This is a genomic window from Sphingomonas hankookensis, from assembly GCF_022664465.1.
GTDB classification, from domain to species: Bacteria; Pseudomonadota; Alphaproteobacteria; order Sphingomonadales; family Sphingomonadaceae; genus Sphingomonas; species Sphingomonas hankookensis.
On the sequence record NZ_JAKREV010000003.1, the window covers coordinates 1 to 22747 of the forward strand.

Here is a 22747-nt window from a genome sequence, read left to right on the forward strand (position 1 = left end):
TCGGGAAACGCCGGTGGTTTGCCCCGACCTTTCCCCTTTCCCCTCTCCCCTCTCCCCTCTCCCCTCTCCCCCAATCCCCTCCGTTCGCTTCGAGCGCAGGTTCGAGCCTGTCGAGAACCGTAGTCGAGAAGGGCGCGCCCCAAACGACGCGTTCTCGACGAACGCTTCTCGACAAGCTCGAAGCTGCTCGAACCAAACGGGTTGGGTATGGACCTCATCCCAACCTGTCCCCCGGCTAAGGCCGGATACGTCACTGACAGGCGCAGGCCCCACCGCATCCCCTACCCCCGCGCAGGCGGGGGTCCAGAGCCCAAGACGCAACGCCGCCGCATAATACCCCTTGGACCCCCGCCTGCGCGGGGGTTGGATTGCGCAACCTGACGGCTGCGCAATCCAACTTTCCTACAACGAACCGTTCTGGTTACGTTCCCTTCGCAACAGGAGGATGGAAATGGACGTTACCCAATTGATCGACGACGTGATCGACCGCGAGGGCGGTTATGTCGACCACCCCGCCGACCGTGGCGGCGCGACCCGCTATGGCATCACCCAGGCCGTCGCCCGCGCCGAAGGTTACACGCAAGCGATGCGCGACCTGCCCCGCACGCTGGCCGCACGCATCTATCGCCGCCGCTACTGGCAAATCCCGAACTTCGACCGGGTAGCGACCCGCGCACCGACACTGGCGGCCGAGCTGTTCGACACAGGCGTCAACATGGGGCCGGCGGTCGCCGCGACCTTCCTGCAACGCGTGCTGAACGCGCTCAACCGGCAACAGCGCGACTGGCCCGATCTGACCGTCGACGCAAACATCGGCCCGCAAACCCTCGCCGCGCTCGACGCGCTGCTCGTCACGCGCGGCCCGGCGGCGGAGACGGTATTGGTCAAGGCGATCAATGCCTTGCAGGGCGAACGCTATCTCCGCCTCGCCGAGACGCGGCCTGCCAATGAAGCCTTTCTCTACGGCTGGCTGGCGGGGCGCACCGCCTGATTCGAACAACCTTCGCCAACTTCCACGACAGGACTACACCCATGCTCAACACCCTGATCGCGCCGATCGCGGCGCTGCTCGACAAGCTCATTCCCGATCCCAAGGCCCGCGATGCCGCCAAGCTGGAACTGCTCAAACTCGAATCGACCGCCGATCTCGACCGGGTGAAGGCGCAACTCTCGGCGATCGTCGCGGAGGCACAATCGACCGACCCCTGGACTTCGCGCGCAAGGCCGGGGTTCCTGTATGTCATGTACGCGCTGCTGCTGTGGGCGATCCCCATGGGGCTGATCTCGGCGGTGCAACCCGACATGGCCGCCGGCATCGCGAGAGGGATGACCGCATACCTGCGCGGCATTCCGGAGGAATTGTACGCGCTCTTCGGCACCGGATATCTCGGCTACACCGCCGCCCGCGCTTGGGGGAAGGCAAAGGGGGTAGAGAAGTAATTCCTCCCCATTCCATGGGGAGGGGGACCGTCGCCGAAGGCGATGGTGGAGGGGCACCGCCCCAAACGCACCGACGGCGTTCGCGGTGCACCCCTCCACCGTCCTGCGGACGGTCCCCCTCCCCGCAAAGCGGGGAGGATCTGCACCCCATCTTGTCCAACTCCCACCCCTCCCCATATCGCGCCCCATGAGCAAAGAGACGGTGTGGCACGGCACCACGATTGTATCCGTGCGTCGCGGCGGTCGCGTGGTGATCGCGGGGGATGGGCAGGTTTCGGCCGGACAGACGGTCATGAAACCCAATGCGCGGAAAGTCCGTCCCTTGGGCGATGGCAAGGTGATCGCCGGGTTCGCCGGCGCCACCGCCGACGCCTTCACCCTGTTCGAACGGCTTGAAGCCAAGCTGGAGCGCCATCAGGGCCAGTTGCTGCGCGCCGCGGTCGAACTGGCGAAGGACTGGCGCACCGACAAGTTCCTGCGCAACCTCGAGGCGATGCTGATCGTCGCCGACAAGGACGTGACTTTGGTCATCACCGGCAATGGCGACGTGCTGGAACCCGAGGCCGGCATCGCCGCGATCGGCTCGGGCGGCAATTTCGCATTGGCCGCCGCCCGCGCGCTGTCCGACTATGAAGGCGATGCCGAAAAGGTCGCGCGCAAGGCGCTGGCCATCGCCGCCGAACTCTGCGTCTACACCAACGATCGCGTCACCCTCGAAGCGCTCGACAGCGCGAACTGACGGACATTCCATGCAAGACAATCTGACTCCGAAGGCGATCGTCGCCGCATTGGACGCGCACATCATCGGCCAGCAGGACGCCAAGCGCGCCGTCGCGGTGGCGCTGCGCAACCGCTGGCGCCGGCAACAGCTCGCGCCCGATCTGCGTGACGAGGTGTCCCCGAAGAACATCCTGATGATCGGCCCCACCGGCTGCGGCAAGACCGAGATCAGCCGCCGTCTGGCGAAGCTCGCAGACGCGCCGTTCGTGAAGGTGGAGGCGACCAAGTTCACCGAGGTCGGCTATGTCGGCCGCGACGTCGAACAGATTGCCCGCGACCTCGTCGAGGAAGCGATCCGGCTGGAACGCGAACGCCGCCGCGTCGCGGTTAAGGACAAGGCCGAGGAGGCGGCGATGGCCCGCCTGCTCGACGCGCTGACCGGCAAGGGCGCCAGCGAGGCGACGCGCGAGGCGTTCCGCCAGCGCTTTGCCGACGGGCATATGGATGACAAGGAAGTCGAGATCGAACTCGACGCCGCCCCGCAGATGCCGTTCGAAATCCCCGGCGCCGCGCCGCAGATGATCAACCTGTCCGAAATGATGGGCAAGGCGTTCGGCGGTGGCCAGCAGAAGCGCCGCAAGCTGACCGTCCGCGCCGCGTGGGACAAGCTGGTCGAGGAAGAGGCCGACAAGCGCCTCGACCAGGATGAGGTCAGCCGCGCCGCGCTCGCTGATGCCGAGGCGAACGGCATCGTCTTCCTCGACGAGATCGACAAGATCGCGGTCAGCGACGTGCGCGGCGGCAGCGTCAGCCGCGAAGGCGTGCAGCGCGACCTGCTGCCGCTGATCGAGGGCACGACCGTCGCCACGAAGTACGGCCCGATGAAGACCGACCATGTCCTCTTCATCGCCTCGGGTGCGTTCCATGTCGCCAAGCCCAGCGACCTGCTGCCCGAACTACAGGGGCGCCTGCCGATCCGGGTCGAGCTGAAGGGCCTGACCGAGGCGGACTTCATCGCGATCCTGTCGGATACCAAGGCATCGCTCCCCGCCCAGTATCGCGCGCTGCTCGGCACCGAATCGGTCGAGGTGACCTTCACCGACGACGGCATCGCCGCCATCGCCCGCATTGCAGCAGAGGTGAATGCCGAGATCGAGAATATCGGCGCGCGGCGATTGCAAACGGTGATGGAAAAGCTGCTGGAGGAAGTCAGCTTCGATGCCGAGGACCGGAAGGGCAGCGCGGTGACGATCGATGCCGCCTATGTGGAGAAGCAGCTGGCGAGCATTGCGCGGAATACGGACCTCAGCCGCTACGTGTTGTAAGGGGAAGGGGTTCTCGACAAGCTCGAACTGAACGGGGGTGGTTTGGACACCTACTCTGCCCCCCATCCGTTCGGTTCGAGCAGCTTCGAGCTTGTCGAGAAGCGTCAGTCGAGAACGCGCTCATTTGGGCCACCCCGTTCTCGACAAGCTCGAACCAAACGGGAGGGGGGGAGGAGCCAATTAAGCCTCACCCCACCTTATCATACGGCACGAACGCCCCGAACGTGCAGTCCGCCGACGCGATCGGCGACCCGCGATCGACCAGCCGGAACCGGTCGTTGCGGCACACCTGCGCCCCGTACAGGATCGACACCACGATCTGGTCGTCGCGCAGGAACGGGCAGCGGTCGCGCACCTGGGTCCGCCACAGCCGCTTGCCGGTCTGGCGATAGATCAGCGAATCGCCCACCACCTGCGGTCCGTCGATGAAGCCCGTCGGAATGCAGTTTTCGGGCTTGCCCGCCACGCGCCCTTCCAGCGTCTTCGCAAGCTCGGCATCGCCTTTCGCCTGCGTCTCCGCAATCTGCTGCGGGGTCGCGCATGCGCCCAGCAACAGCGCCGCCGTCCATGCCATTCGCCTCATTGCGCTTCTCCTCTGCCGATCAGAACGCATCCTTCGCCGCGCGGTGCCGCGCCAGTTCGTCCGCCGAACCGGCGCGCAGGAACGGATTGGTCGCCAGCTCCGCGCCGATCGTGGTCGGCACGGTCGGCTCGCCCTTTTCGCGGAGCGCCTCGACCGCCGCCATCCGCTCGACGATCGCCGCATTGTCCGGCTCGGCGGACAGAGCATAGCGACCGTTCGACAGCGTATATTCGTGCCCGCAATAGACCCGCGTGTCGGTCGGCAGCTCGGCATAGCGCTGCATATTGCCGTACATCTCCGCCGCCGTCCCTTCGAACAGCCGGCCGCAGCCCATGGCGAACAACGTGTCGCCGCTGAACAGCACGGCGTCGTCGGCAAAATGGAACGCGACATGGCCGGCGGTATGGCCCGGCACCGCCCATACGGTCGCCTGCGCATCGCCGATCGACAGCATCGCCCCTTCACCCACGCCATTGTCCATGTCGGCGATCTTGCCGCGCTCCGCCTCCGGCCCGGTCACCTTGGCCCCGGTCGCCGCCTTGATCGCTGCATTGCCGCCGACATGGTCGGGGTGCCAATGGGTGTTCCAGATCGCGGTGATCGTCCAGCTCCGTTCCGCAGCGGCGTCTAGCACCGGCTGCGCCGCGCCCGGATCGATCGCGACCGTCTCGCCGCTCGCCTCGTCGTGCAGCAGCCAGGCATAATTGTCCGACAGGACCGGGATCTGGACGATCTCCATCACCACGTCCCCGTGTTCGGCATCGACGCCCAGGGTTCGGCCGGGTCCAGCGACCCATCTTGCAACAGCTCGATCGAGATGCCGTCGGGCGTCTTCACGAACGCCATATGCCCATCGCGCGGCGGGCGGTTGATCGTCACGCCTGCGTCCAGCAATCGCTGACAGGTGGCGTAGATATCGTCGACCCGGAACGCCAGATGCCCGAAATTGCGCCCGCCGGCATAGGGTTCAGGGTCCCAGTTATGGGTCAGCTCGACCTCGGCCACACCCTCCTGCCCCGGCGCGGCGAGGAAGATCAGCGTGAAGCGGCCTTGTTCGTTATCCATCCGCCGGACCTGCTTCAGGCCCAGCATGTCGAAAAAGGCGATGGTCGCGTCCGGGTCGGACACCCGGATCATGGTGTGGAGATAGCGGGTCATCGACGGCTCCCTAAACATTGACCCGGCATATCGGGTCCGCCGGGGTCCGCCGCAACCGCCATCAGGCCGGCGGCAGCGTGTCGAGCGCCGCCGCGGCAGCCTTGGCCTGCACGCTGTCCGGGGACAGGCGTTGCACCGCCTCGAACGCGATGCGGGCCGCCTTGGTATCGCCCGACAAGCCGGCGATGTTGCCCGCCTCCAGTTGGACCGACGCATCGTCGGGCGAGCGGCGCACCGCCTCGGCAATATCCGCCTTCGCCCGCGCCAAATCGCCCGTCCGTCGCGCCAGCGTCGCCGACAACAGCCATGCCAGCGGGTCCGCCGGCGCGTCTTTCAAAGCGCGGTCGAGGTCGCCGCGCGCGCCGGACAGGTCGCCACCGGCCACCCGCACCCGCGCCCGGTCGAGCTGCGCCTCGCCGCGCGCCAGCCCGGTCAGCGATCCGCTCGCCAGCGCCGCATCCAGCGCGGTGCCCGCCGCGATCGTATCGCCATCGGCCAGCCGGGCATTGCCCGCCTGCGCCCAATAGTTCGCGGCGCGGGCGTCCTTCGCCATCTCCGCCTCGCGCGCCGCCTTTTCGAACGCCTCGGCGGCCGCGGTCCAACGCTGGCGTGTGGCATAGCTCATGCCGAGGCACTGCCGCGCCAGAAACCCGCCGCCGACCAGCCGCCACTGCCCGGCGATCCTCTCCGCCTGTTCGGGCGCAGTCGTCGCCGCATCGACGCATGCGTCGTACTTTGCCTCCGGCGTGGCACCGGCGGGCAGTTGCGGCCCGGTGGCGGCCTGGAGCGCAAGGAACAGCGGAAACAGCATCAGCCCAGAACATCCTCGATGGCGCGCAGGATCAGCGCGATGTCGCCGTCACGCGACAGGCGATGGTCGCCATCCTTGACCAGAATAGTCTGCACATCGGCTGAACGCAGGCGCGAGGCGAGGTGGACGGTGCGCTCCCACGGCACTTCGGCGTCGCGCTGCCCCTGCAGTAGCCGCACCGGCACGTCGATCGGCAGTTCGCTGTGCATCACCCGGTTCGCCTCCCCCGACGACCAGAAGGCGCGGGTGAACACCGTTGGCGTGTCGGCATAGGGTGACGGTCGCTCGATCCGCCCCTCGGTCAGCAGCGCCATCTTCTCGGCCTGCGAAAAGCCCCAGTCGGTGAAGTCGGGCGCGGGTGCAATACCAACCAGCCCGGCGATCCGATCGGGCCGCGCGCGTGCCGCCAGCAACGCGATCCACCCGCCCATCGACGACCCGACCGGCACCACCGGCCCCTCGATCGCATGGTCGATCATCGCCAGCGCATCGTCGACCCAGCCGGCCAGCGTCTGCTCCTCGAACGCGCCGGGGCTCTCGCCACACCCCGCATAGTCGAAGCGCACGAATGCCCGGCCCGCCTCACGCGCCCATGCCTCGATCGCCAGCGCCTTGGTGCCGCTCATGTCCGACGCATAGCCCGGCAGGAACAGGATGGTCGGGCCGGTGCCGGGGGTATGGCGATAGGCGAGCGGGCGGGAGTCGGTCATGGGCCGATCCATGCCATGCTCCTCGCCGAAGGGATAGGGAGGCTACTGACTCCCCTCCCTGCAAGGGAGGGGAGCAGATCGTGGCCCTACCGCGCCGCCCGCAGATGCGCCCGTACCAGCCGACCCGACTCGGTCAGGTCGCCCTCAGCCCAACCCGACAGCGCCTGCGTCGTCGGTTTCAGGACCGCCGATGCTTCATCCTTGTTCGCGACCGACCAGTTCAGAGTGCTGATGCCGTTCTTCGCGCACCAGTCCCACCAGGTCTGCGTCTCCTTCGCGTCGATCGGGGCGTCGCCATTGGCGGCGGTGGTGCCATATTCGGTGACGAACAGCGCGATGCCGCGCTGCATCGCCCGGTCCGCCTTCGCCCGCAGCTCGGCCTTATGCGTCGCGGCATAGAAGTGCAGCGTATAGGCGACGTTGGCGAAGGGCAGCGGATCGGCCGCCACCTCGTCGACGTCCTGCGACCAGCTGCGCGTGCCGGCGACCACGAACGCATCCGGGTCGATCGCCCGGATCGCGCCGATCACCCTGGCATGATAGGGTTTCAGCACGGTCGCCCAGCCATGTTCGGGCAGCGGTTCGTTATAGGTTTCGTAGATCAGGTTCGGCACGCCGCGATATTTGGTCGCGATATGGCTGAAGAAGCGGACGGCGTCGTCGGCGCGCGGCTGATGCGCGTGCCAGTCTACCACGACATAGATGCCCTGCGCGATCGCCGCGTCGATCACCGTCTCGGCGCGCTTCGTCTCCGCCTCGGGCTGCGTGTCATAGCCACCCTGCTGCGCGCCGATCGCCGCGCGGACGGCGCTCACCCGCCAGTCGCTGACCAGCCACGCAACGGTCGCCGGGTCGTAATAGCGCGGCTGCCACTGGCTCCAGAACAGCGACATGCCGTGCACCGCATAGGGTTGTCCCTGCGCATCGACGACGCGGTTGCCCTTTACCGCCAGTCGACCATGCGCCGCCACCGGCGATCCCGCCGGTGCGGGCGGCGCGGCCCACGCGACCGGTCCCAGCAACAACGCTACCAGCAGCAGCCACCAGCGACGCATTCCACCTCTCCCGCAACACTTGAGCGGGAAGGTGATCGTCCGTGTCAACGGTGTCAACCACCGCCCGAACCGTCAGTCCTGCGGCGGCTCGACCTCCTGCCCGACCGCCGCCGCCTCGCCGCCCGGTTCGCCGCGCGCCTGCCCCTTGCGACGGCGTAAATTCTGCCGCAGCGCTTGTGCCAGCCGTGCCTTGCGTTCCGCATCGCTCATGGCCGCTTTCTACGCTTTTCGCCTGCAATCTGGCAACGGTCGCTTGACATCCCCCCCAATGCCTGCACATAGGCCCCTCCCGCCGCCGAGGGGCTTCCCCCTGGCTCGGAGTGCTGCCGTAGCTCAGTGGTAGAGCGCATCCTTGGTAAGGCTGAGGTCGTGAGTTCAATCCTCACCGGCAGCACCATTTTTTCCGCCTGACGGAGCGCGGCCCCGCCGAGGTCGCATGAAGCGAGCAGCGGCTCGCGATCGCGCACATTCGATCTATCCTGAGATTCCCTGAGCGATGCGATCGATGGCGTCGCGCGGCACGACATCCTGACTTCGCGACGTAATATCCGATCGTCGTCGCAAGCTTCGACTGGAATTTGGGACAGCGTTCCGATATATAGGACGAACAGTCGAACCGGCATGGCCGTTCGATCGCGGTCGAACGGCGCGCGCGGGCGTGATATCGTCGGCTGCGCAGCGTCGGAACGACCGGATCGTACCGGTCCGCGCCGTCCCACCGCCCACGCCGAGTCCGCCGCCCATGATAATTGCTGCGACCACCGATTTTCGCGAAGCCGCCCGGCGGCGGCTGCCGCCGTTCCTGTTCCATTATATCGACGGCGGCGCCTATGCCGAACATACGCTGCGCCACAATGTGTCGGACCTGTCGCAGGTTGAATTGCGCCAGCGCGTGCTGCGCGATGTCGCCGACCTGACGCTCGACACCGAATTGTTCGGCACGAAGCTGGCGATGCCGGTGGTGCTGGCCCCGGTCGGGCTGACCGGCATGTATGCGCGGCGGGGCGAAGTGCAGGCGGCGCGGGCGGCGGCGGTGAAGGGCGTCCCCTTCACCCTGTCGACCGTGTCGGTCTGCGCGATCAAGGAAGTGCAGGACGCGTCGAGCGCACCGATCTGGTTCCAGCTCTATGTATTGAAGGATCGCGGGTTCATGCGCGACGCGCTGGAACGGGCGCAGGCGGCGGGGGTGACGACATTGGTCTTCACCGTCGACATGCCGGTGCCGGGCGCGCGCTATCGCGACGCCCATTCGGGCATGTCGGGGCCGAACGCCGCGTTCCGGCGGATGGTGCAGGCGGCAACGCATCCGCGCTGGGCGTGGGACGTCGGGTTGCACGGGCGACCCCACGATCTGGGCAACATCTCCACCTATCGCGGTACGCCGACGAAGCTGGAGGATTATATCGGCTGGCTGGGCGCGAATTTCGATCCGTCGATCGCGTGGCGCGACCTCGAATGGATTCGCGACATGTGGAAGGGCTCGATCGTCATCAAGGGCATTCTCGACCCCGACGATGCGCAGGATGCGGTGCGCTTCGGCGCCGACGGGATCGTCGTGTCGAACCATGGCGGGCGACAGCTCGATGGCGTGCTGTCGACCGTCCGCGCGCTGCCCCCCATCGCCGACAAGGTGAAGGGCCAGATCAGGATCCTCGTCGATTCCGGCATCCGTTCGGGTCTGGACGTAGTGCGGATGCTGGCGCTGGGGGCGGATGCGACGCTCATCGGCCGCGCGTTCATCTACGCGCTGGCCGCGGGCGGCGAGGCCGGGGTGACGAAGCTGTTGTCGCTGTTCGAGGCGGAGATGCGCGTCGCGATGGCGCTGACCGGCGTGCGCAGTATCGCGGAGATCGACCGGTCGGCGTTGGTGCGGGGCGATGTGGCGCTCTGACCACATACCCCACGATCGTCACCCCAGCGCAGGCTAGGGTCTCCCTGTTGCGAAGCGCGGCGCTCGCCACGAGGAAACCCCAGCCTGCGCTGGAGTGACAATTCTGGTCAAGGGAATGCGAGTAGAGCAAGATCGCCCACGCCTACCCCTCGACCTGGTCGAGATACGCCCCATACCCTTCGTCCGCCATTGCCTCGCGCGGGACGAAGCGTAGCGCCGCCGAATTGATGCAGTAGCGCAGGCCACCCCGGTCGCGCGGCCCATCCGGAAAGACATGCCCCAGATGGCTGTCGCCGCCCGCCGAACGCACTTCGGTGCGGACCATGCCGTGCGTCACGTCACGCAGTTCGGCGACGTTGGCCGGCTCGATCGGCTTGGTGAAGCTTGGCCAGCCGCAATGCGAATCGAACTTGTCGGCCGATGCGAACAGCGGTTCGCCCGACACGATGTCGACATAGATGCCGGCGCGCTTCTCGTTCAGATATTCGCCGGTGCCGGGGCGCTCGGTACCGCTTTCCTGCGTCACATAGAATTGCTCGGGGGTCAGGCGGGCGATCGCCTCGTCGGTCTTGCGATAGTCGGTCATGGTGCTTCCTTCGTTGCCCGATAGATGGTGCGCGGGCACCCGCCCGGCAACCGGATCAGAACAGTTCGGCAAGGAACGCCGTGGTCGATTCCCACGACCGGCGATCGGCATCGGCGTCGTACGCCATGCCCTTTTCGGGCGCGGCGGCATGCGGGTTGGTGAAGGCGTGCATCGCCCGACCATGCGCGTGGAGCTGCCAGTCGGCGTCGCGCCCGCCCATTTCGTCGGCAAAGGCCAGCACCTTGTCCGGCGCGGCCATCGGATCGCGCCAGCCATGTTCGACTAGCACCTTCGCCGCGATCGCGCCGTCCTGACCCAGGTCGTTGCCGTCGAGCATCCCGTGCAGGCTGACCACGCCCAGCACCCCGTCCGCCCCGCCGCGCGCGAGGTCAAGGACGCACAACCCGCCGAAGCAATAGCCGATCGCCGCGATCCGCGATGCATCGACCCGGTCGAGCGTGGCGGCGAACGCGACGCCTGCCTGCATCCGCTGCAACAACGCGGCGCGATCCGACAGCAGCGGGTTGATCAGGTGGGTGTTGTCGCCCGACGGGTCGCCCTTCACATCCTTGCCGAACATATCGATCGCAATGCCGACATAGCCGAGTTCGGCCAGCCGCCCGGCCGTCTTGTGTTCGGCGTCGCCGCGCCCGGCCCATTGATGCGCGATCAGCACAGCCGGCGCCTTGGACGCATCAGCCGGAAATGCCACCCCGGCCTGCAACACCGTATCGCCATCGCGATAGTCGAACTGTTCCACCGTCATGCGTCTGCTCCGATCCGAAAAGTTGCGCCTTGAACGTCGCGTATCGACAGGGGTTGCGCGAGGACAGGTCCCCTCCGTACGATATGGCGCGAAGCACCGGCATGCGGCCGCAATTATAGGAGCTTGATCGATGCGTATGCTATGGGCGGCCGTGACCCTCGGCCTGAGCGCGGCGGCACCGGCGCAGGACAAGCCGACGCTGGGCGCCAGCAACCAGTCGGTCAACGTGGCGATCGCGCCGCCAGCGACGAAACCGACCTTCGCCGACGAGTTTTCGGGCAAGACGATCGATCCGGCGAACTGGCGCTTCGACACCAGTCGCAACCGCGACGGGTGGTACAACAACGAACGGCAATATTATTCGCCCGCCAACACTCCCGCCAATGCCCGCGTCGAAAAAGGCGCGCTGGTGATCGAGGCGCGGCGCGAGAAACCCAAGGGCGCGGATTCGGGCGGGCAGGCCTATACCTCCGCCCGGATCGTTTCGACAAAAGCGATGGGATACGGCTTCTACGACATCCGCGCGAAGCTGCCGTGCGGGCGCGGTATCTGGCCGGCATTGTGGATGGTCCCGCCCACCGGGGGCTGGCCCGCAGGCGGGGAGATCGATATCCTCGAACTGGTCGGCTTCGACCCCGGGCAGGTCCACGCAACACTGCACAGTTCGGCGTTCAACCACGCCAAGGGAACGCAGCGCGGCGGGTCGATGAAGCTGCCGACGGCGTGCGGCGAATGGCACAACTACCAGCTCGACTGGAGCCCCCAGGCGATTACCATCGGCGTTGACGGGCGCGGCTATATGCGCGTCGCCAACGATCAGCCCGGCGGGCAGGCGGCATGGCCGTTCGACAAGCCGTTCAACCTGATCATGAACGTCGCCGTCGGTGGTGACTGGGGCGGCAAGATGGGCATCGACGACAGCAAATTCCCGCAATCGATGCAGGTCGACTACGTCCGCTACTGGCAGCGCTGAAGCGTCACAAACTCTCCGCAGGCGGGAATGAAGTCGACCGCTTGGGCAAGCGGTGCACCGGCCTGCAGCGCGCGTAGCGTCGCGATCGGCCCGCCATGCGCGACCACCAGCACGGTCGTGGCGACAGGCAGCGCGCCCCACGCCGCCTGCACCCGATCGGCAAGGTCGCGTCCGGTCTCCCCGCCGCCGGGACGATAGGTTTCCGGATCGGTCATCATTCCATCCATCGCCGCGCCGCTGTCCCGCCAGATCGCGTCCCACGACCGCCCCTCCCACGCGGCGAAGTCGCGTTCCAGCCAACGGGGGTCGGCGATCACCGGCACCCCCTGCGCCGCGCCGATCCATTCGGCCAGTCGCCGCGTGCGGATCGCCCCCGAATGGACGACCGCATCGACCGGCGCGATCTCGCCCACGATCCGGCGTGCCATCGCCCAGCCCGCGCGGTTCCACCCCATGTCCGACCGGCCATAGCAGCGCCCCTTCCACGCCGCCGCGACCGGCGGGTGGCGCAGCAGCAGGACGCTCACCGCGCCGCGACCGCCAGCAACAGCGCCAATTGTCCCATCGCCGCGGCAAAGCCGAGACAGTCGCCGGTACTCCCCCCGATCCGCCGCAACACGAAGCGCCGCAGCCACCACAGCAGCCCCGCCATCGCCAGCAACGCGGCAAGCGTCGCACCGGGCCGCAGCCATGCGATCGGCGCCATCCCCGGCAACGCAAGCAGCATCGCCATCGCCAGCCGCCTCGGCGGCATCCGCCCGGCCCGCGCCGCCGATCCCTGCCCGACCGACGCCACGATCGCCGCCAGCGTCACCGCGCATAGTCGCCCGACCGTCGCCGCGCCGATGATCGCGGCACTCGCCAGCAACGGCGGCAGCGCCACCATCGCCGCCACCCGCAACAGCACGACCAAGCCCAGCCCCAGCGTGCCATAGCTGCCGATCCGGCTGTCCTTCATGATCGCCAGCGCCCGCTCGCCGCTGACCGTCCCGCCGAACGCGTCGCAGAAATCGGCGACGGCATCCTCGTGGAACGCTCCGGTCAACAGCGCCTCGACCATCAGCGCCAGCACCGCCGCGACCCACACCGGCCAGAACGCCTGCGCGCCCACGAACACGAACGCAGTTACCGCCCCGATCAGCGACCCGACCGGCGGCAACCACGCCAGCGCCCGCGCCAGCCCGTCCGCCGCCTGATCCGCGCTCAACCGCGCGAGGATCGGCACCGGCACCCGGGTAAGGAACTGGACCGCCAGCAGCGGCGGTACCCAGCGCGGCGTCTCAATCGGCACGGTCCGCCCCGATCGCATCAAGGCGCACGACGTCGTTCAGCAGCGCCGCCGCCGCGTCGAGCAGCGGCAGTGCCACCAGCGCCCCGCTCCCCTCGCCCAGCCGCATCTCCCAATCGAGCAGCGGCGTCAGCCCCAGCGCCGCCAGCGCCGCGCCATGCCCCGGCTCGGCCGAGCGGTGCGCCGCGATCATCGCCTGTACGCTGCCCGGCGCCAACGCCTGCGCGATCAGTGCGGCGGCGGTCGCGACATAGCCGTCGAGCAGCAACGTGGCACCGCGCGCAGCCCCGGCCGCATAGAAGCCCGCCATCGCCGCAATCTCATATCCCGCAACCCCGGCGATGGCGTGGCGCAGGTCCGGTTCGGCCGCTGCCCGCGCACACGCCGCCGCGACGACCGCGCGCTTGGTCGCCAGCACGCCATCGTCCGCCCCCGCACCCCGTCCGACCGCGGCGTCCGGATCGATCCCGGCGAGCAGTACGGTCAGGCACGCGGCGGGCGTCGTATTGCCGATCCCCATCTCCCCCGCGATCAACAGCACCGCTCCCGCATCGATCGCGGCATCGGCTTCGCTGGCACCGACGGCCCATGCCGCATCGAACTGCGCGCGCGTGAGCGCCGGCGCCTGCCCCAGCGGCGCGCTGCCATCACTGACCCGCGCATCACTAAAGAAACTGCCCCCCACAACGCGCGGCCCCATCATCCCGACATCGACCAGCCGGAGCGGACAATCGGCAGCGGCGGCCAGCGCATTGCTCGTCGCCTGACCCGACAGGATCGTCGCGACCATCATCTGCGTCACTTCGGACGGCCAAGCCGATACCCCCTCGCCGACACAGCCATGGTCGCCGGCAAACAGCACCGCGCGGCGCGGCGCGGTCCGTGCATCCACCCGCCTTTGCGTCAGCGCCAGCTCGGTCGCCAGCGCCTCCAGCCGCCCCATCGCCCCGCGCGGTTTCGCCAGCGCGTCCAGATGCGCGCGTATCTCGTCGATCAAACCGCTTCTCCCGCAATCGCCAGCAGCGCATCGATATCGAGCGCCGCCTCCAACGCCCGCGCCACCCCGTCGAGCGCGGCGTCGATCCGCTCGCGCCGGTCGAGCGGGTCGGCGGTCCCGCCGATCCGCGCCAGCAGCGCCGCGCGCGCATCCGCCCCGTCGAACAGGCCATGGACATAGCAACCGCCGATCTGCCCGTCGCGTGCGGTAGCGCCATCGTGCGTCCCGTCGGCGAAGCGCAGCAGCGGCGGCGTATCGGGTGCCACTTCGGTCACCCCGGCATGAATCTCATACCCGGCAAAGGTCGCCCCACCCGCCAGCGTCCCCAGCACCGGCCGCGTCGTCTTGGCCCGCGCGATCACCGTTTCAACCGGGAGCAGCCCCAGCCCGGCGGCGCTCCCCGCCGGTCCCTCGATCCCGTTCGGGTCGGCGATATGGGTGCCGAGCATCTGATACCCGCCGCAAATCCCCAATACCTGACCCCCGCGCCGGACATGGCCGGCCAGGTCGATGTCCCACCCCTGTGCACGGAAGAAGGCGAGGTCGGCGATCGTCGCCTTGGTCCCCGGCAGGATGACCAGCGCGGCATCGCCCGGCAGTGGCTGGCCAGGTGGCACCATGGCCAGCCGCACACCGGGATCATGCGCGAGCGCATCGAAATCGTCGAAATTGGCGATGCGCGACAACATCGGCACCGCGATCAGCGGCCCCTCGCCGCCAACAACCCCGCGCCCCAGCGCCACCGCATCCTCGGCCGGCAACAGCGCGGCATCGGCCAGCCACGGTACCAACCCGATATCGCGCCATCCGGTCCGCCGGGCGATCTCCGTCCGACCATCGTCGAACAGCGTCGGATCACCGCGAAACTTGTTGACCAGGAAACCGCGGATCATCGCCGCGTCGGCCGGGTCGATCACCGCCTGCGTCCCCACCAGCGCCGCAATCACCCCGCCGCGATCGATATCGCCCGCCAGCACCACCGGCACCCGCGCCGCCCGGGCAAAGCCCATATTGGCGATGTCGCCGGCGCGCAGGTTGATCTCGGCGGGCGACCCAGCGCCCTCGACCACCACGATATCCGCGCCGCGCGCCAGTCGGTGATAGGCGGACAGTACGGCGTCCAGCAGCTCGGGCCGCCGCCGCCGATAATCGCCCGCCGCCATCGTGCCTGCCACCCGTCCTCCGACGACCAGCTGCGACGTGCGGTCGCTCTGCGGTTTCAACAGCACGGGGTTCATGTCTGTCGTCGGCGCGACGCGACACGCCATCGCCTGCAACGCCTGCGCCCGGCCGATCTCGCCACCATCGGCACAGACCGCGGCGTTGTTCGACATGTTCTGCGCCTTGAACGGCCGCACCGTCATCCCGCGGTTCGTGAGCAGCCGGCAGAGGCCTGCGACCAGCACCGACTTGCCGACGTCCGATCCCGTCCCCTGGATCATCACCGCACCCATGCGAATCCCCCGATCAGCAACCACAGCAACAGGCAGGCGGTGCGATAGATGCGCAACGCCGCCATCAGGTCGCGCGCATCCGGGCGTGGGCCGTCGCCCAGCACGGCACGCGCCGCTACCTTGCCATCATAGCTGACCGGCCCGCCCAGCCGCCGCCCCAGCGCCCCCGCCATTGCCGCTTCGGGCCAGCCACCATTGGGGGAAGCGTGGCCGGGGGCGTCGCGCCACATCGTGCGCCAACCGCCCCGCCCGGCGATCGCCACCAGCGCGCCGGCGATGCGCGCCGGCACGAAGTTCACCACGTCGTCGGCTTTCGCCGACGCCCAGCCGAACGCCCGCAGTTCCGGCGTGCGGTGTCCGACCATCGAATCGGCGGTGTTGATCGTCTTCACCGCGAACAGCCCGGGCAGCCCGAACAGCAGGAGACCGATCGCCGGTGCCACCACCCCGTCGCAGAAGCTCTCCGCCAAACTCTCGATCGCCGCCGTCGCCACCCCCGCATCGTTCAGCCGGTCGGTATCGCGCCCGACGATCATCGCCACCGCAGCGCGTGCCGCCGGCAGGTCGCCCGCCGCCAGCGGCTGCGCCACCGCGGCGACATGATCGTTGAGGCTGCGCTGCGCGAGCCCGGTCGTCGCGACCAGCACCGACACCACCGTCCCCAGCCGTTCGATCGCCAGCCCCAACGCGACCGACAGCGCGACCAGCAACACGACCAGCGCCACACCCTCCAACCGCCGTCGCCGGTTCCAGCGCGCCTCGAACCGATCGATCAGCACCCCGACGCCCATCACCGGATGCCACCACCGCCGCGGATAGCCGAACGCCGCTTCGACGATCAGCGCCGCCAGCGCGATCACCGCGCGACCGGCAGGATGTAGCGATGCCCCTGTGGCGTGCGCCCGATCTCGACGTCGATGCCATACGCCTCGGCGATCGCCGGCGCGGTCAGCACATCGTCCGCCGCGCCCGACGCGACGACGCGCCCGTCCTTCAGCAGCACCGCATCGTCGGCGACCCGCGCCGCCAGATGCAGGTCGTGCAGCACCAGCACCACGCCCCGTCCGCTGCCCGCGACCCCCCGCAACCGTGCCAGCACGTCGAGCTGGTGCGCGGGGTCGAGGCTGGCGAGCGGTTCGTCGGCCAGCAGCCAGTCGGGCTCGCCCGCCAGCACCCGCGCCAGCAGCGCCCGGCCACGCTCGCCGCCCGACAGCCGCTCGACCCCGCGCGTCGCGAACCCGGTCATGTCGGTCGCCGCCAGCGCCGCCGCCACCGCATCGCGGTCCGCCTGGCTCTCACCCCATCGCCCGCGATGCGCGAACCGGCCCAACCCGACCAAGGTCTGGACGTCGATGTCCCAGTGCACGTCGGCGGCCTGTGGCAGCAACCCGATCGCCCGCGCGCGCACCCACCGGTCGAGCGCCTGCACATCGGTGCCGCCCAGCCGCACCGCGCCGCGATCGGGCCGTCGCAGCGCGGCGAGGCAGGCTAGCAGGCTCGACTTGCCGGCACCGTTCGCGCCCAGCAGCGCGGTCACCCGTCCGGGCCGGAACGCAAACGACACGTCGTCCAGCACGCGCCGCCCGCCCAGCGTCAGGCGCACCGCATCGGCCACCAGATCGGTCATGCCAGCCTCCGGCGCATCGCGAGGAGCAGGTAGAGGAAGAACGGCCCGCCGAGCATCGACATGGCGATGCCCAGCCGCAATTCGCTGACCGTCGGGGCCAGCCGAACGAGGCTGTCGGCCATCGTCAGCAGCACTGCGCCACCCAAGGCCGAAGGCAGCAGGATCGCCGAGGGCCGGTTGCCCGCCAGCGGCCGCACCAAATGCGGCACCATCAGCCCGACGAACCCGATGATCCCGGCCGATGCGACCGAAGCACCGACCGTCAGCGCGATGCCGGCGATCACCAGCCGTTGCAGCCGCACCGGATCGACCCCCATCGATCGCGCCGCCGCCTCACCCAGCGTCAGCGCGTCGAGCGACCGCGCGGTCATCGCCAGCAGCGCCATGCCGATCCCGATCAACGGCGCGGCGACCTTCACATCGTCCCAGCTGCGATCGGTCAGCGCGCCCATCAGCCACACCACGATCTGCGACGACACGAACGGCGTCGGCGCGAGGCTGATGGCCAGTGCGGTCAGCGATCCGGCGATACTGGTCAGGATCATGCCGCCCAGCGTGAACAGGATCAGGCTGCCCGACCGCCCGGCGATCAGCGCCAGCAGCGCCATCGCAATCCCCGCCCCGGTCAGCGCGAAGCCGGGCAACAGCCACAGCTGAGCGGCATAGCCGAAATACAGCGCCAGCACCGCGCCGAACGCCGCGCCCGACGACACGCCGAACAGCCCCGGATCGGCCAGCGGGTTGCGCAGATACCCCTGCATCACCGCTCCCGACAGCCCCAGCGCCGCGCCGACCAGCATCGCCAGCACGGTGCGCGGCAGGCGCAGTTCGACGATGATGATGGAACGCGGATCTTCAACCGTCCATGCGTCGAGCGGGACCCACACCTTGCCCGCCGCGACCGACAGGCAGGCCGCCAGCAGGAGCGCGACGATCAGGCCGATGGTCAGCCGCTTCATGTCCCCAGTCCCTCACGTACCTGTCGCAACCGCGCCATCGCCGCGATGATCGTCGGCCCGCCACAGTTCATCAGCCGCGTCGGGTACGGCGCGACGGTGATATGCTGCCGGAGCCGTCGCAGCGCCGGGTGCCCGGTCATCCGGTCGTCCTGCACACCTTCCGGCGCGGTCGAAAGCAGCACGCGCGGCGGATCGGCGACGAGATATTCGAGCGGCAGCACGTCCCATTGCTTCAGCCCGTATGTCGCGCTCATGTTGCGAAACCCTGCGCGTTTCAGCAGGTCGTCGGTCAGCGTGCCGCTTCCCGGCACCAGCCCGCCGCCCTGCCACACCAGCGCCGCGACCGGCTTGCCCCGCACGGGCACCGCCGCCGCCGCGATCCGGTCGGCCAGCGCCCTGCCGCGATCGGCATGGCCGGCGGCGGCGGCGATGGCGCGGACTTGTTCCAGGCTCTCGGGCACCGATTCCGCCACCGGATACTGCACCAGCGCGATCTTCAGCCGTTTCAGCGCGGCGATCGTCGCCGGTTCGACATGCGGTCCCGCCAGCACGATATCGGGGCGTAGAGCCACCACTTCCTCCGCCGTGCCCGACGTCGCCTTGAACCGGCTGGACCAGCTGAGCGGCACCGAGGTCGCCCGCACATCCTGCGAATAATGGCTGATGCCGACGATCTGCGCCGGATCGGCGACATGGCGCAGCACCGCATCGACGCACGGGTTGATCGACACGATCCGCGGCGCACGCGGCGCGGTCGACACCAGCCATGGCGCCGCGACCAGCAGGGCAAGGGCGCGGATCAATATTCGACGCCCTTCTGCGCCTTGAACCCGGCATGATAAGGATGCTTCACCTCGCCGAACTCGGTCACCAGATCGGCGATCGCCAGCAATTCGGGCTTCGCATTGCGCCCGGTGATGCAGATATGCTTGGTCAGCGGGCGGTCGTTCAGGAACGCGACGATCTCCGCGATCGGCAGGGTGTCGTCGCGCAGCACGATGTTCAACTCGTCGAGGATCACGAAATCGATCGCGGGGTCGAGGATCATTTCCTTCGACCGTTCCCATGCGGCCTGCGCGGCGGCGATGTCCTGTGCGCGGTCCTTCGTCTCCCACGTAAAGCCTTCGCCCATCACCTCGAAACTGGCGAGGTCGGGATGCGCGTCGAAGAAGTTGCGCTCGCCCGTCTCCCACTTGCCCTTCACATACTGAAGGATCGCTACGCGCATCCCCCAGCCGATGCTGCGGATCGCCATGCCGAACGCGCTCGACGACTTGCCCTTGCCGTTGCCGGTATGGACGATCAGCAGCCCGCGTTCGAGCGTGCGCCGCGCCTGCATCTTTTCGCGCGCCGCCGCCATGCGCTGCATCCGGGCATTGTGGCGGGCATGGTCGTCGGGCGTCTCGGTCATCGATCAACCTCCATCAGGGCAGTGGTCAGGCGGGCGAGCGCCGCGCCGTCGCGCGGCAGGCCGATCCGCAACCGGTCGGGCCGGTCGGCGAACGGCCGGGTCAGGATGGCATGGCGGCACAGATGACGGAACAGGCGATGCGCGTGCCGTGTCCGCACCAGCCGGAACAGCGGCGCATGACCGATCGTGTCGAGGTCGGTGAGCGCGAGATCGAGCAGCGTGCCGACCGTATCGATCCGTTCGGCCTGTTCCGCGATCCACGCCCGGTCGGCATAGGCGGCGGACCCGATCGCCACCGCCGCGGACGACACCGGCCAGTCGCCGAGCAGATGCCGCAACGCCCCTGTCACCCGCGCGCCGGCGATCACGAAGCCCAGCCGCACGCCCGGCAGGCCGTGGAATTTGCCGAACGACCGCAGCACGACCAGCCGATCCGACGCCTCTGCGGCAAGGCCCGGGGCGGGATCGGCATAGGCTTCGTCGACGACCACCGTCATCCGCTGCGCCAGTGCGCGCAGCTGGTCCGCCGGCGTCACCCGCCCGTCGGGATTGGCCGGGTTCGCCAGCACCAGCAGGTCGGCATCGCCCGGATCGGTGTGGGCGGCAACACTGCGCGCCTGCCCCCACGCCGCGGCATGGCCGGCATAGCCCGGCCGCACCACCGCCGGGCGCTCGGCCGGCAGGATCATCGCCAGCAGCCTGAGCGCGAGGTCGGTGCCCGGCACCGCCACGACCCGCGCCGGATCGACCACCCCGAACGCCCGCGCCGCCGCCGCTTCCAGTTCGGCCAGTTCGCCGGGCTCGGGCAGGCGATCGAAGCCGAGGTCGTGTCCGCCATGGTCATACGGCCATGGCGCGATTCCCGTGGACAGGTCGATCCAGTCGTCCCCGCCGAACGCGCGCGCGGCGGCGACGACCCGCCCCCCATGCGCGCAGAATTCGGCGAGGTCGTCCATCAGTAGCGCACGCGCACGCCGCCATAGGCGGCACGGCCGGGCGTCCCGTACTGGAAGATCGTCTGGTAGCGTTCGTCGAACAGGTTCTCGACGCGACCATAGACCTCGACCCGCTCGGTCACCGGGAACGACGCGCGCAGGTCGGTCAGGACATAGCCGTCCAGCCGGCGGGCGTTCGATGCATTGTCGAAACTGTCGCCGACCATCGTCACCGTCGCGCCGGTCGCCAGACCGAAGCCGAAGCGGTAATCGGCATTGACCGTCAGGCTGTCCGACGGCCGCCGCGGCAGCTTGCGCCCGAAATTGGTCGTGCCGACCGACCGATTCTCCGCCTCCAGCCAGGTATAGGCGGCCGCGACGGTGAACGCCTCGACCGGGCGCAGGCGCAGCGCGAATTCCAGCCCCTTGGCCTCGGCGCGCTGGATATTGTCATAGGTGCCGAACGGGCGTCCCGCGCAGATGCCGGTGCCGTTCGCCGGGCACGACACGAACACGATCAGGTCCTTCGACGTGCGGTCGAACCACGTCGCGCTGGCCTCCACCGCGCCGCCCAGGCCACGCTGGGTGATGCCGGCATCCCAGCCCTTCGAGCGTTCGGGGGTTAGCAGCTGGTTCCCATATTCGCTTTGCAACTGGTACAGCGTCGGCGCCTTGAACCCTTCGGAATAGCTGGCGCGCAGCACGGTGTTGCCGCGATTGGGCGACCACACGCCGCTGCCGGAAAACACCGTCGCGCCGCCAAAGATGTTGTGGTCGTCGTGGCGTACGCCACCGGTCAGCGTCAGATTCTCGATCGGCGTCACCGCCAGCTGGCCGTACACGCCCAGCAGCCGCGCACGACCCGTCGTCGCCGGACCGCCGAAGCTGGCGGTGGTGAAGCGCGACACCTCACGCTCGACGCCGAAGGTCGCGAACACCGCCTCGGTCAGGTCGAACGATCCCTGATAGTCGATGCGGTCGTTGCGCCCCTTGCCCCGGAAGGTTTCGGTGGGCGTACCGTCCGGGTCGGTGTTGGTCCGGTTGCTCTGGGTATGGGCATAGCCGATGCGGTTGCGGAAGCGCCCGTCGAACAGCGCGGCGTTCAGGCCGGTATAGCCGGTCCACTGCTCCGAATCGCCATATTCGCGCGTATCGCCGAAGGTGAAGCTGGGCGCCGGGAAGCCATCGATCTCGGTCCGGCCGTTCGCATAGAAGCCGCGCACATCGACCGACACATTGTCCGCCAGCGCCACCGCGACGCTGCCGTTCGCGCCATAGTTGCGATACCCATCCTTCTCGCGACCCGGCGCATAGGCCGAGATGCCGTCGGTGGTGAAATAGCCGCCGCCGATGCTCGCTGAAACCGGCCCGGCCTTGCCCGACACGTTGGCGAAGGCCTGTCCGGTGCCGAACGACCCGCCCTCGGCACGGGCGTTGATCGCAAGGTCCTCGGTCGGCTGGCGGGTGATCAGGTTGACGACGCCGCCGATCGCCTGGCTACCCCATAGCACCGACTGCGCGCCGCGCAGCACTTCGATGCGCGCGATGTTGCCGATCAGCAAATTGCCGAAATTGAACCCGCCGCCCGGCGACGACGGATCGTTCAGCTTCACGCCGTCGATCAGCGCCACGGTCTGGTCGCTGTCAGCGCCGCGGATGTTGACGCTGGTGTTGGTACCGGGGCCGCCGTTGCGGGTGACGGTCACGCCCGGCGTCTGGCGCAGCAGGTCGGACACGACCACCGCCTGACGCTGTTCGATGGTGGCGGTGTCGAGCACGGTGACCGCCTGGCCGACGGTATCGACCGGGCGCGCTTCGCGGTTGGCGGTGACGACGATCTCGTCGTCGGTATCCGCCACGCGTTCGAGGCCGGCGGTCGACTGCGCGCTCTGCGCAAAGCTCGGGGTTGCCGCCAACAGGCACGGCAGCAACAGGAAACGGGTCTTCATTCGGGTATCCCCCCTTGGCATCCAACAAGGGGGTACGCACGACACGCGGCGGCGGACGGATGTCCCCCACGCGCACGACCCCCAAACGACGTCGTCACGCGAGGAAACC

The 22747-nt window shown here is 68.7% G+C and carries 26 protein-coding genes and 1 tRNA gene; 7 read left to right on the forward strand and 20 right to left on the reverse strand.

Annotated elements, in window-relative coordinates; genetic code table 11:
* Positions 1-451: 451 nt before the first annotated feature.
* From MF610_RS09335 to hslU, 4 genes are all read left to right on the forward strand, one after another.
* Positions 452-991, forward strand: coding sequence for a glycoside hydrolase family 108 protein (locus MF610_RS09335; protein ID WP_242195381.1), 540 nt, complete (start codon positions 452-454; stop codon positions 989-991).
* Between the two features lie 41 nt (positions 992-1032).
* Entirely contained in the window at positions 1033-1440 is a 408-nt protein-coding gene (locus MF610_RS09340; protein ID WP_056457201.1) for a holin family protein, read from the forward strand.
* A gap of 187 nt (positions 1441-1627) precedes the next feature.
* Positions 1628-2179, forward strand: a complete 552-nt coding sequence (hslV, locus tag MF610_RS09345) for an ATP-dependent protease subunit HslV (RefSeq protein ID WP_242195384.1) — start codon at positions 1628-1630, stop codon at positions 2177-2179.
* A gap of 10 nt (positions 2180-2189) precedes the next feature.
* Entirely contained in the window at positions 2190-3485 is a 1296-nt protein-coding gene (gene hslU / locus MF610_RS09350) for an ATP-dependent protease ATPase subunit HslU (RefSeq protein ID WP_242195387.1), read from the forward strand.
* 187 nt (positions 3486-3672) lie between these two features.
* Here the strand turns inward: hslU and MF610_RS09355 are convergent, their stop codons facing one another.
* The 7 genes from MF610_RS09355 to MF610_RS09385 all read right to left on the reverse strand — a co-directional run bounded on the left by MF610_RS09355 (position 3673) and on the right by MF610_RS09385 (position 8012).
* Positions 3673-4068 carry a hypothetical protein gene (locus MF610_RS09355; RefSeq protein ID WP_242195390.1) on the reverse strand — a complete coding sequence of 132 codons (396 nt, stop codon included), beginning with the start codon at positions 4066-4068 and terminating at the stop codon, positions 3673-3675.
* 19 nt (positions 4069-4087) lie between these two features.
* Positions 4088-4807 carry a hydroxyacylglutathione hydrolase gene (gene gloB / locus MF610_RS09360; protein WP_277924022.1) on the reverse strand — a complete coding sequence of 240 codons (720 nt, stop codon included), beginning with the start codon at positions 4805-4807 and terminating at the stop codon, positions 4088-4090.
* Entirely contained in the window at positions 4807-5226 is a 420-nt protein-coding gene (locus tag MF610_RS09365) for a VOC family protein (protein WP_242195399.1), read from the reverse strand. Before MF610_RS09365 ends, gloB begins: the two co-directional genes overlap by 1 nt.
* A 61-nt stretch (positions 5227-5287) precedes the next feature.
* Positions 5288-6037, reverse strand: a complete 750-nt coding sequence (locus MF610_RS09370) for a tetratricopeptide repeat protein (RefSeq protein ID WP_242195402.1) — start codon at positions 6035-6037, stop codon at positions 5288-5290.
* Positions 6037-6747 (reverse strand): alpha/beta hydrolase, encoded by a 711-nt coding sequence (locus MF610_RS09375; RefSeq protein WP_242195405.1) that lies wholly within the window; start codon positions 6745-6747, stop codon positions 6037-6039. Before MF610_RS09375 ends, MF610_RS09370 begins: the two co-directional genes overlap by 1 nt.
* Positions 6748-6833: 86 nt before the next feature.
* The gene (locus MF610_RS09380; protein WP_242195407.1) at positions 6834-7802 is read right to left on the reverse strand and encodes a glycoside hydrolase family 5 protein; all 969 of its coding nucleotides are present in this window, start codon (positions 7800-7802) and stop codon (positions 6834-6836) included.
* Positions 7803-7874: 72 nt separating this feature from the next.
* On the reverse strand, positions 7875-8012 hold the full coding sequence (locus tag MF610_RS09385; RefSeq protein WP_242195411.1) for a hypothetical protein: 138 nt from the start codon (positions 8010-8012) through the stop codon (positions 7875-7877).
* A 112-nt stretch (positions 8013-8124) separates the two neighbouring features.
* On the opposite strand from MF610_RS09385, the gene MF610_RS09390 reads away from it, so the two are divergent.
* Positions 8125-8199, forward strand: a tRNA-Thr gene (locus tag MF610_RS09390).
* Between the two features lie 345 nt (positions 8200-8544).
* Positions 8545-9693, forward strand: coding sequence for an FMN-dependent L-lactate dehydrogenase LldD (lldD, locus tag MF610_RS09395; RefSeq protein ID WP_242195414.1), 1149 nt, complete (start codon positions 8545-8547; stop codon positions 9691-9693).
* Positions 9694-9835: 142 nt separating this feature from the next.
* Here the strand turns inward: lldD and msrB are convergent, their stop codons facing one another.
* Positions 9836-10279, reverse strand: coding sequence for a peptide-methionine (R)-S-oxide reductase MsrB (msrB, locus tag MF610_RS09400; RefSeq protein ID WP_242195417.1), 444 nt, complete (start codon positions 10277-10279; stop codon positions 9836-9838).
* A gap of 55 nt (positions 10280-10334) precedes the next feature.
* Positions 10335-11045, reverse strand: coding sequence for a dienelactone hydrolase family protein (locus tag MF610_RS09405; RefSeq protein ID WP_242195419.1), 711 nt, complete (start codon positions 11043-11045; stop codon positions 10335-10337).
* Between the two features lie 130 nt (positions 11046-11175).
* On the opposite strand from MF610_RS09405, the gene MF610_RS09410 reads away from it, so the two are divergent.
* The gene (locus MF610_RS09410; protein WP_242195422.1) at positions 11176-12018 is read left to right on the forward strand and encodes a glycoside hydrolase family 16 protein; all 843 of its coding nucleotides are present in this window, start codon (positions 11176-11178) and stop codon (positions 12016-12018) included.
* Here the strand turns inward: MF610_RS09410 and MF610_RS09415 are convergent.
* From MF610_RS09415 to MF610_RS09465, 11 genes are read right to left on the reverse strand one after another with little or no spacing between them, the layout of a single operon-like run.
* Entirely contained in the window at positions 12003-12545 is a 543-nt protein-coding gene (locus MF610_RS09415; RefSeq protein WP_242195425.1) for a histidine phosphatase family protein, read from the reverse strand. The two genes, MF610_RS09410 and MF610_RS09415, sit on opposite strands and share 16 nt — an antisense overlap.
* Positions 12542-13309: an adenosylcobinamide-GDP ribazoletransferase gene (locus tag MF610_RS09420; protein WP_242195428.1), complete on the reverse strand. Its 768-nt coding sequence runs from the start codon at positions 13307-13309 to the stop codon at positions 12542-12544. The genes MF610_RS09415 and MF610_RS09420 overlap by 4 nt, the downstream gene beginning before the upstream one ends.
* On the reverse strand, positions 13299-14303 hold the full coding sequence (gene cobT / locus MF610_RS09425; RefSeq protein ID WP_242195430.1) for a nicotinate-nucleotide--dimethylbenzimidazole phosphoribosyltransferase: 1005 nt from the start codon (positions 14301-14303) through the stop codon (positions 13299-13301). Before cobT ends, MF610_RS09420 begins: the two co-directional genes overlap by 11 nt.
* Complete coding sequence (locus MF610_RS09430) at positions 14300-15757, reverse strand: cobyric acid synthase (protein ID WP_242195433.1); 1458 nt, start codon at positions 15755-15757, stop codon at positions 14300-14302. Before MF610_RS09430 ends, cobT begins: the two co-directional genes overlap by 4 nt.
* Positions 15745-16614: an adenosylcobinamide-phosphate synthase CbiB gene (cbiB, locus tag MF610_RS09435; protein ID WP_242196517.1), complete on the reverse strand. Its 870-nt coding sequence runs from the start codon at positions 16612-16614 to the stop codon at positions 15745-15747. Before cbiB ends, MF610_RS09430 begins: the two co-directional genes overlap by 13 nt.
* A complete protein-coding gene (locus tag MF610_RS09440; protein WP_242195437.1) occupies positions 16614-17384 on the reverse strand; it encodes an ABC transporter ATP-binding protein in 771 nt (256 codons plus the stop codon). The genes cbiB and MF610_RS09440 overlap by 1 nt, the downstream gene beginning before the upstream one ends.
* Complete coding sequence (locus MF610_RS09445; protein WP_242195441.1) at positions 17381-18343, reverse strand: FecCD family ABC transporter permease; 963 nt, start codon at positions 18341-18343, stop codon at positions 17381-17383. Before MF610_RS09445 ends, MF610_RS09440 begins: the two co-directional genes overlap by 4 nt.
* Positions 18340-19146 carry an ABC transporter substrate-binding protein gene (locus MF610_RS09450; RefSeq protein ID WP_242195444.1) on the reverse strand — a complete coding sequence of 269 codons (807 nt, stop codon included), beginning with the start codon at positions 19144-19146 and terminating at the stop codon, positions 18340-18342. Before MF610_RS09450 ends, MF610_RS09445 begins: the two co-directional genes overlap by 4 nt.
* Complete coding sequence (gene cobO / locus MF610_RS09455; protein ID WP_242195447.1) at positions 19143-19754, reverse strand: cob(I)yrinic acid a,c-diamide adenosyltransferase; 612 nt, start codon at positions 19752-19754, stop codon at positions 19143-19145. Before cobO ends, MF610_RS09450 begins: the two co-directional genes overlap by 4 nt.
* The gene (locus MF610_RS09460) at positions 19751-20710 is read right to left on the reverse strand and encodes an aminotransferase class I/II-fold pyridoxal phosphate-dependent enzyme (RefSeq protein ID WP_242195449.1); all 960 of its coding nucleotides are present in this window, start codon (positions 20708-20710) and stop codon (positions 19751-19753) included. The genes cobO and MF610_RS09460 overlap by 4 nt, the downstream gene beginning before the upstream one ends.
* Entirely contained in the window at positions 20710-22638 is a 1929-nt protein-coding gene (locus tag MF610_RS09465) for a TonB-dependent receptor plug domain-containing protein (protein WP_242195452.1), read from the reverse strand. Before MF610_RS09465 ends, MF610_RS09460 begins: the two co-directional genes overlap by 1 nt.
* Positions 22639-22747: the final 109 nt, after the last annotated feature.

Bases quoted from the DNA above. Each gene is read 5' to 3' on its own strand.
- MF610_RS09335 (WP_242195381.1), top strand. From the start codon at position 452: ATGGACGTTACCCAATTGATCGACGACGTGATCGACCGCGAGGGCGGT.
- MF610_RS09340 (WP_056457201.1), top strand. From the start codon at position 1,033: ATGCTCAACACCCTGATCGCGCCGATCGCGGCGCTGCTCGACAAGCTC.
- hslV (WP_242195384.1), top strand. From the start codon at position 1,628: ATGAGCAAAGAGACGGTGTGGCACGGCACCACGATTGTATCCGTGCGT.
- hslU (WP_242195387.1), top strand. From the start codon at position 2,190: ATGCAAGACAATCTGACTCCGAAGGCGATCGTCGCCGCATTGGACGCG.
- MF610_RS09355 (WP_242195390.1), bottom strand. From the start codon at position 4,068: ATGAGGCGAATGGCATGGACGGCGGCGCTGTTGCTGGGCGCATGCGCG.
- gloB (WP_277924022.1), bottom strand. From the start codon at position 4,807: ATGGAGATCGTCCAGATCCCGGTCCTGTCGGACAATTATGCCTGGCTG.
- MF610_RS09365 (WP_242195399.1), bottom strand. From the start codon at position 5,226: ATGACCCGCTATCTCCACACCATGATCCGGGTGTCCGACCCGGACGCG.
- MF610_RS09370 (WP_242195402.1), bottom strand. From the start codon at position 6,037: ATGCTGTTTCCGCTGTTCCTTGCGCTCCAGGCCGCCACCGGGCCGCAA.
- MF610_RS09375 (WP_242195405.1), bottom strand. From the start codon at position 6,747: ATGACCGACTCCCGCCCGCTCGCCTATCGCCATACCCCCGGCACCGGC.
- MF610_RS09380 (WP_242195407.1), bottom strand. From the start codon at position 7,802: ATGCGTCGCTGGTGGCTGCTGCTGGTAGCGTTGTTGCTGGGACCGGTC.
- MF610_RS09385 (WP_242195411.1), bottom strand. From the start codon at position 8,012: ATGAGCGATGCGGAACGCAAGGCACGGCTGGCACAAGCGCTGCGGCAG.
- lldD (WP_242195414.1), top strand. From the start codon at position 8,545: ATGATAATTGCTGCGACCACCGATTTTCGCGAAGCCGCCCGGCGGCGG.
- msrB (WP_242195417.1), bottom strand. From the start codon at position 10,279: ATGACCGACTATCGCAAGACCGACGAGGCGATCGCCCGCCTGACCCCC.
- MF610_RS09405 (WP_242195419.1), bottom strand. From the start codon at position 11,045: ATGACGGTGGAACAGTTCGACTATCGCGATGGCGATACGGTGTTGCAG.
- MF610_RS09410 (WP_242195422.1), top strand. From the start codon at position 11,176: ATGCGTATGCTATGGGCGGCCGTGACCCTCGGCCTGAGCGCGGCGGCA.
- MF610_RS09430 (WP_242195433.1), bottom strand. From the start codon at position 15,757: ATGGGTGCGGTGATGATCCAGGGGACGGGATCGGACGTCGGCAAGTCG.
- MF610_RS09440 (WP_242195437.1), bottom strand. From the start codon at position 17,384: ATGACCGATCTGGTGGCCGATGCGGTGCGCCTGACGCTGGGCGGGCGG.
- MF610_RS09445 (WP_242195441.1), bottom strand. From the start codon at position 18,343: ATGAAGCGGCTGACCATCGGCCTGATCGTCGCGCTCCTGCTGGCGGCC.
- cobO (WP_242195447.1), bottom strand. From the start codon at position 19,754: ATGACCGAGACGCCCGACGACCATGCCCGCCACAATGCCCGGATGCAG.
- MF610_RS09460 (WP_242195449.1), bottom strand. From the start codon at position 20,710: ATGGACGACCTCGCCGAATTCTGCGCGCATGGGGGGCGGGTCGTCGCC.
- MF610_RS09465 (WP_242195452.1), bottom strand. From the start codon at position 22,638: ATGAAGACCCGTTTCCTGTTGCTGCCGTGCCTGTTGGCGGCAACCCCG.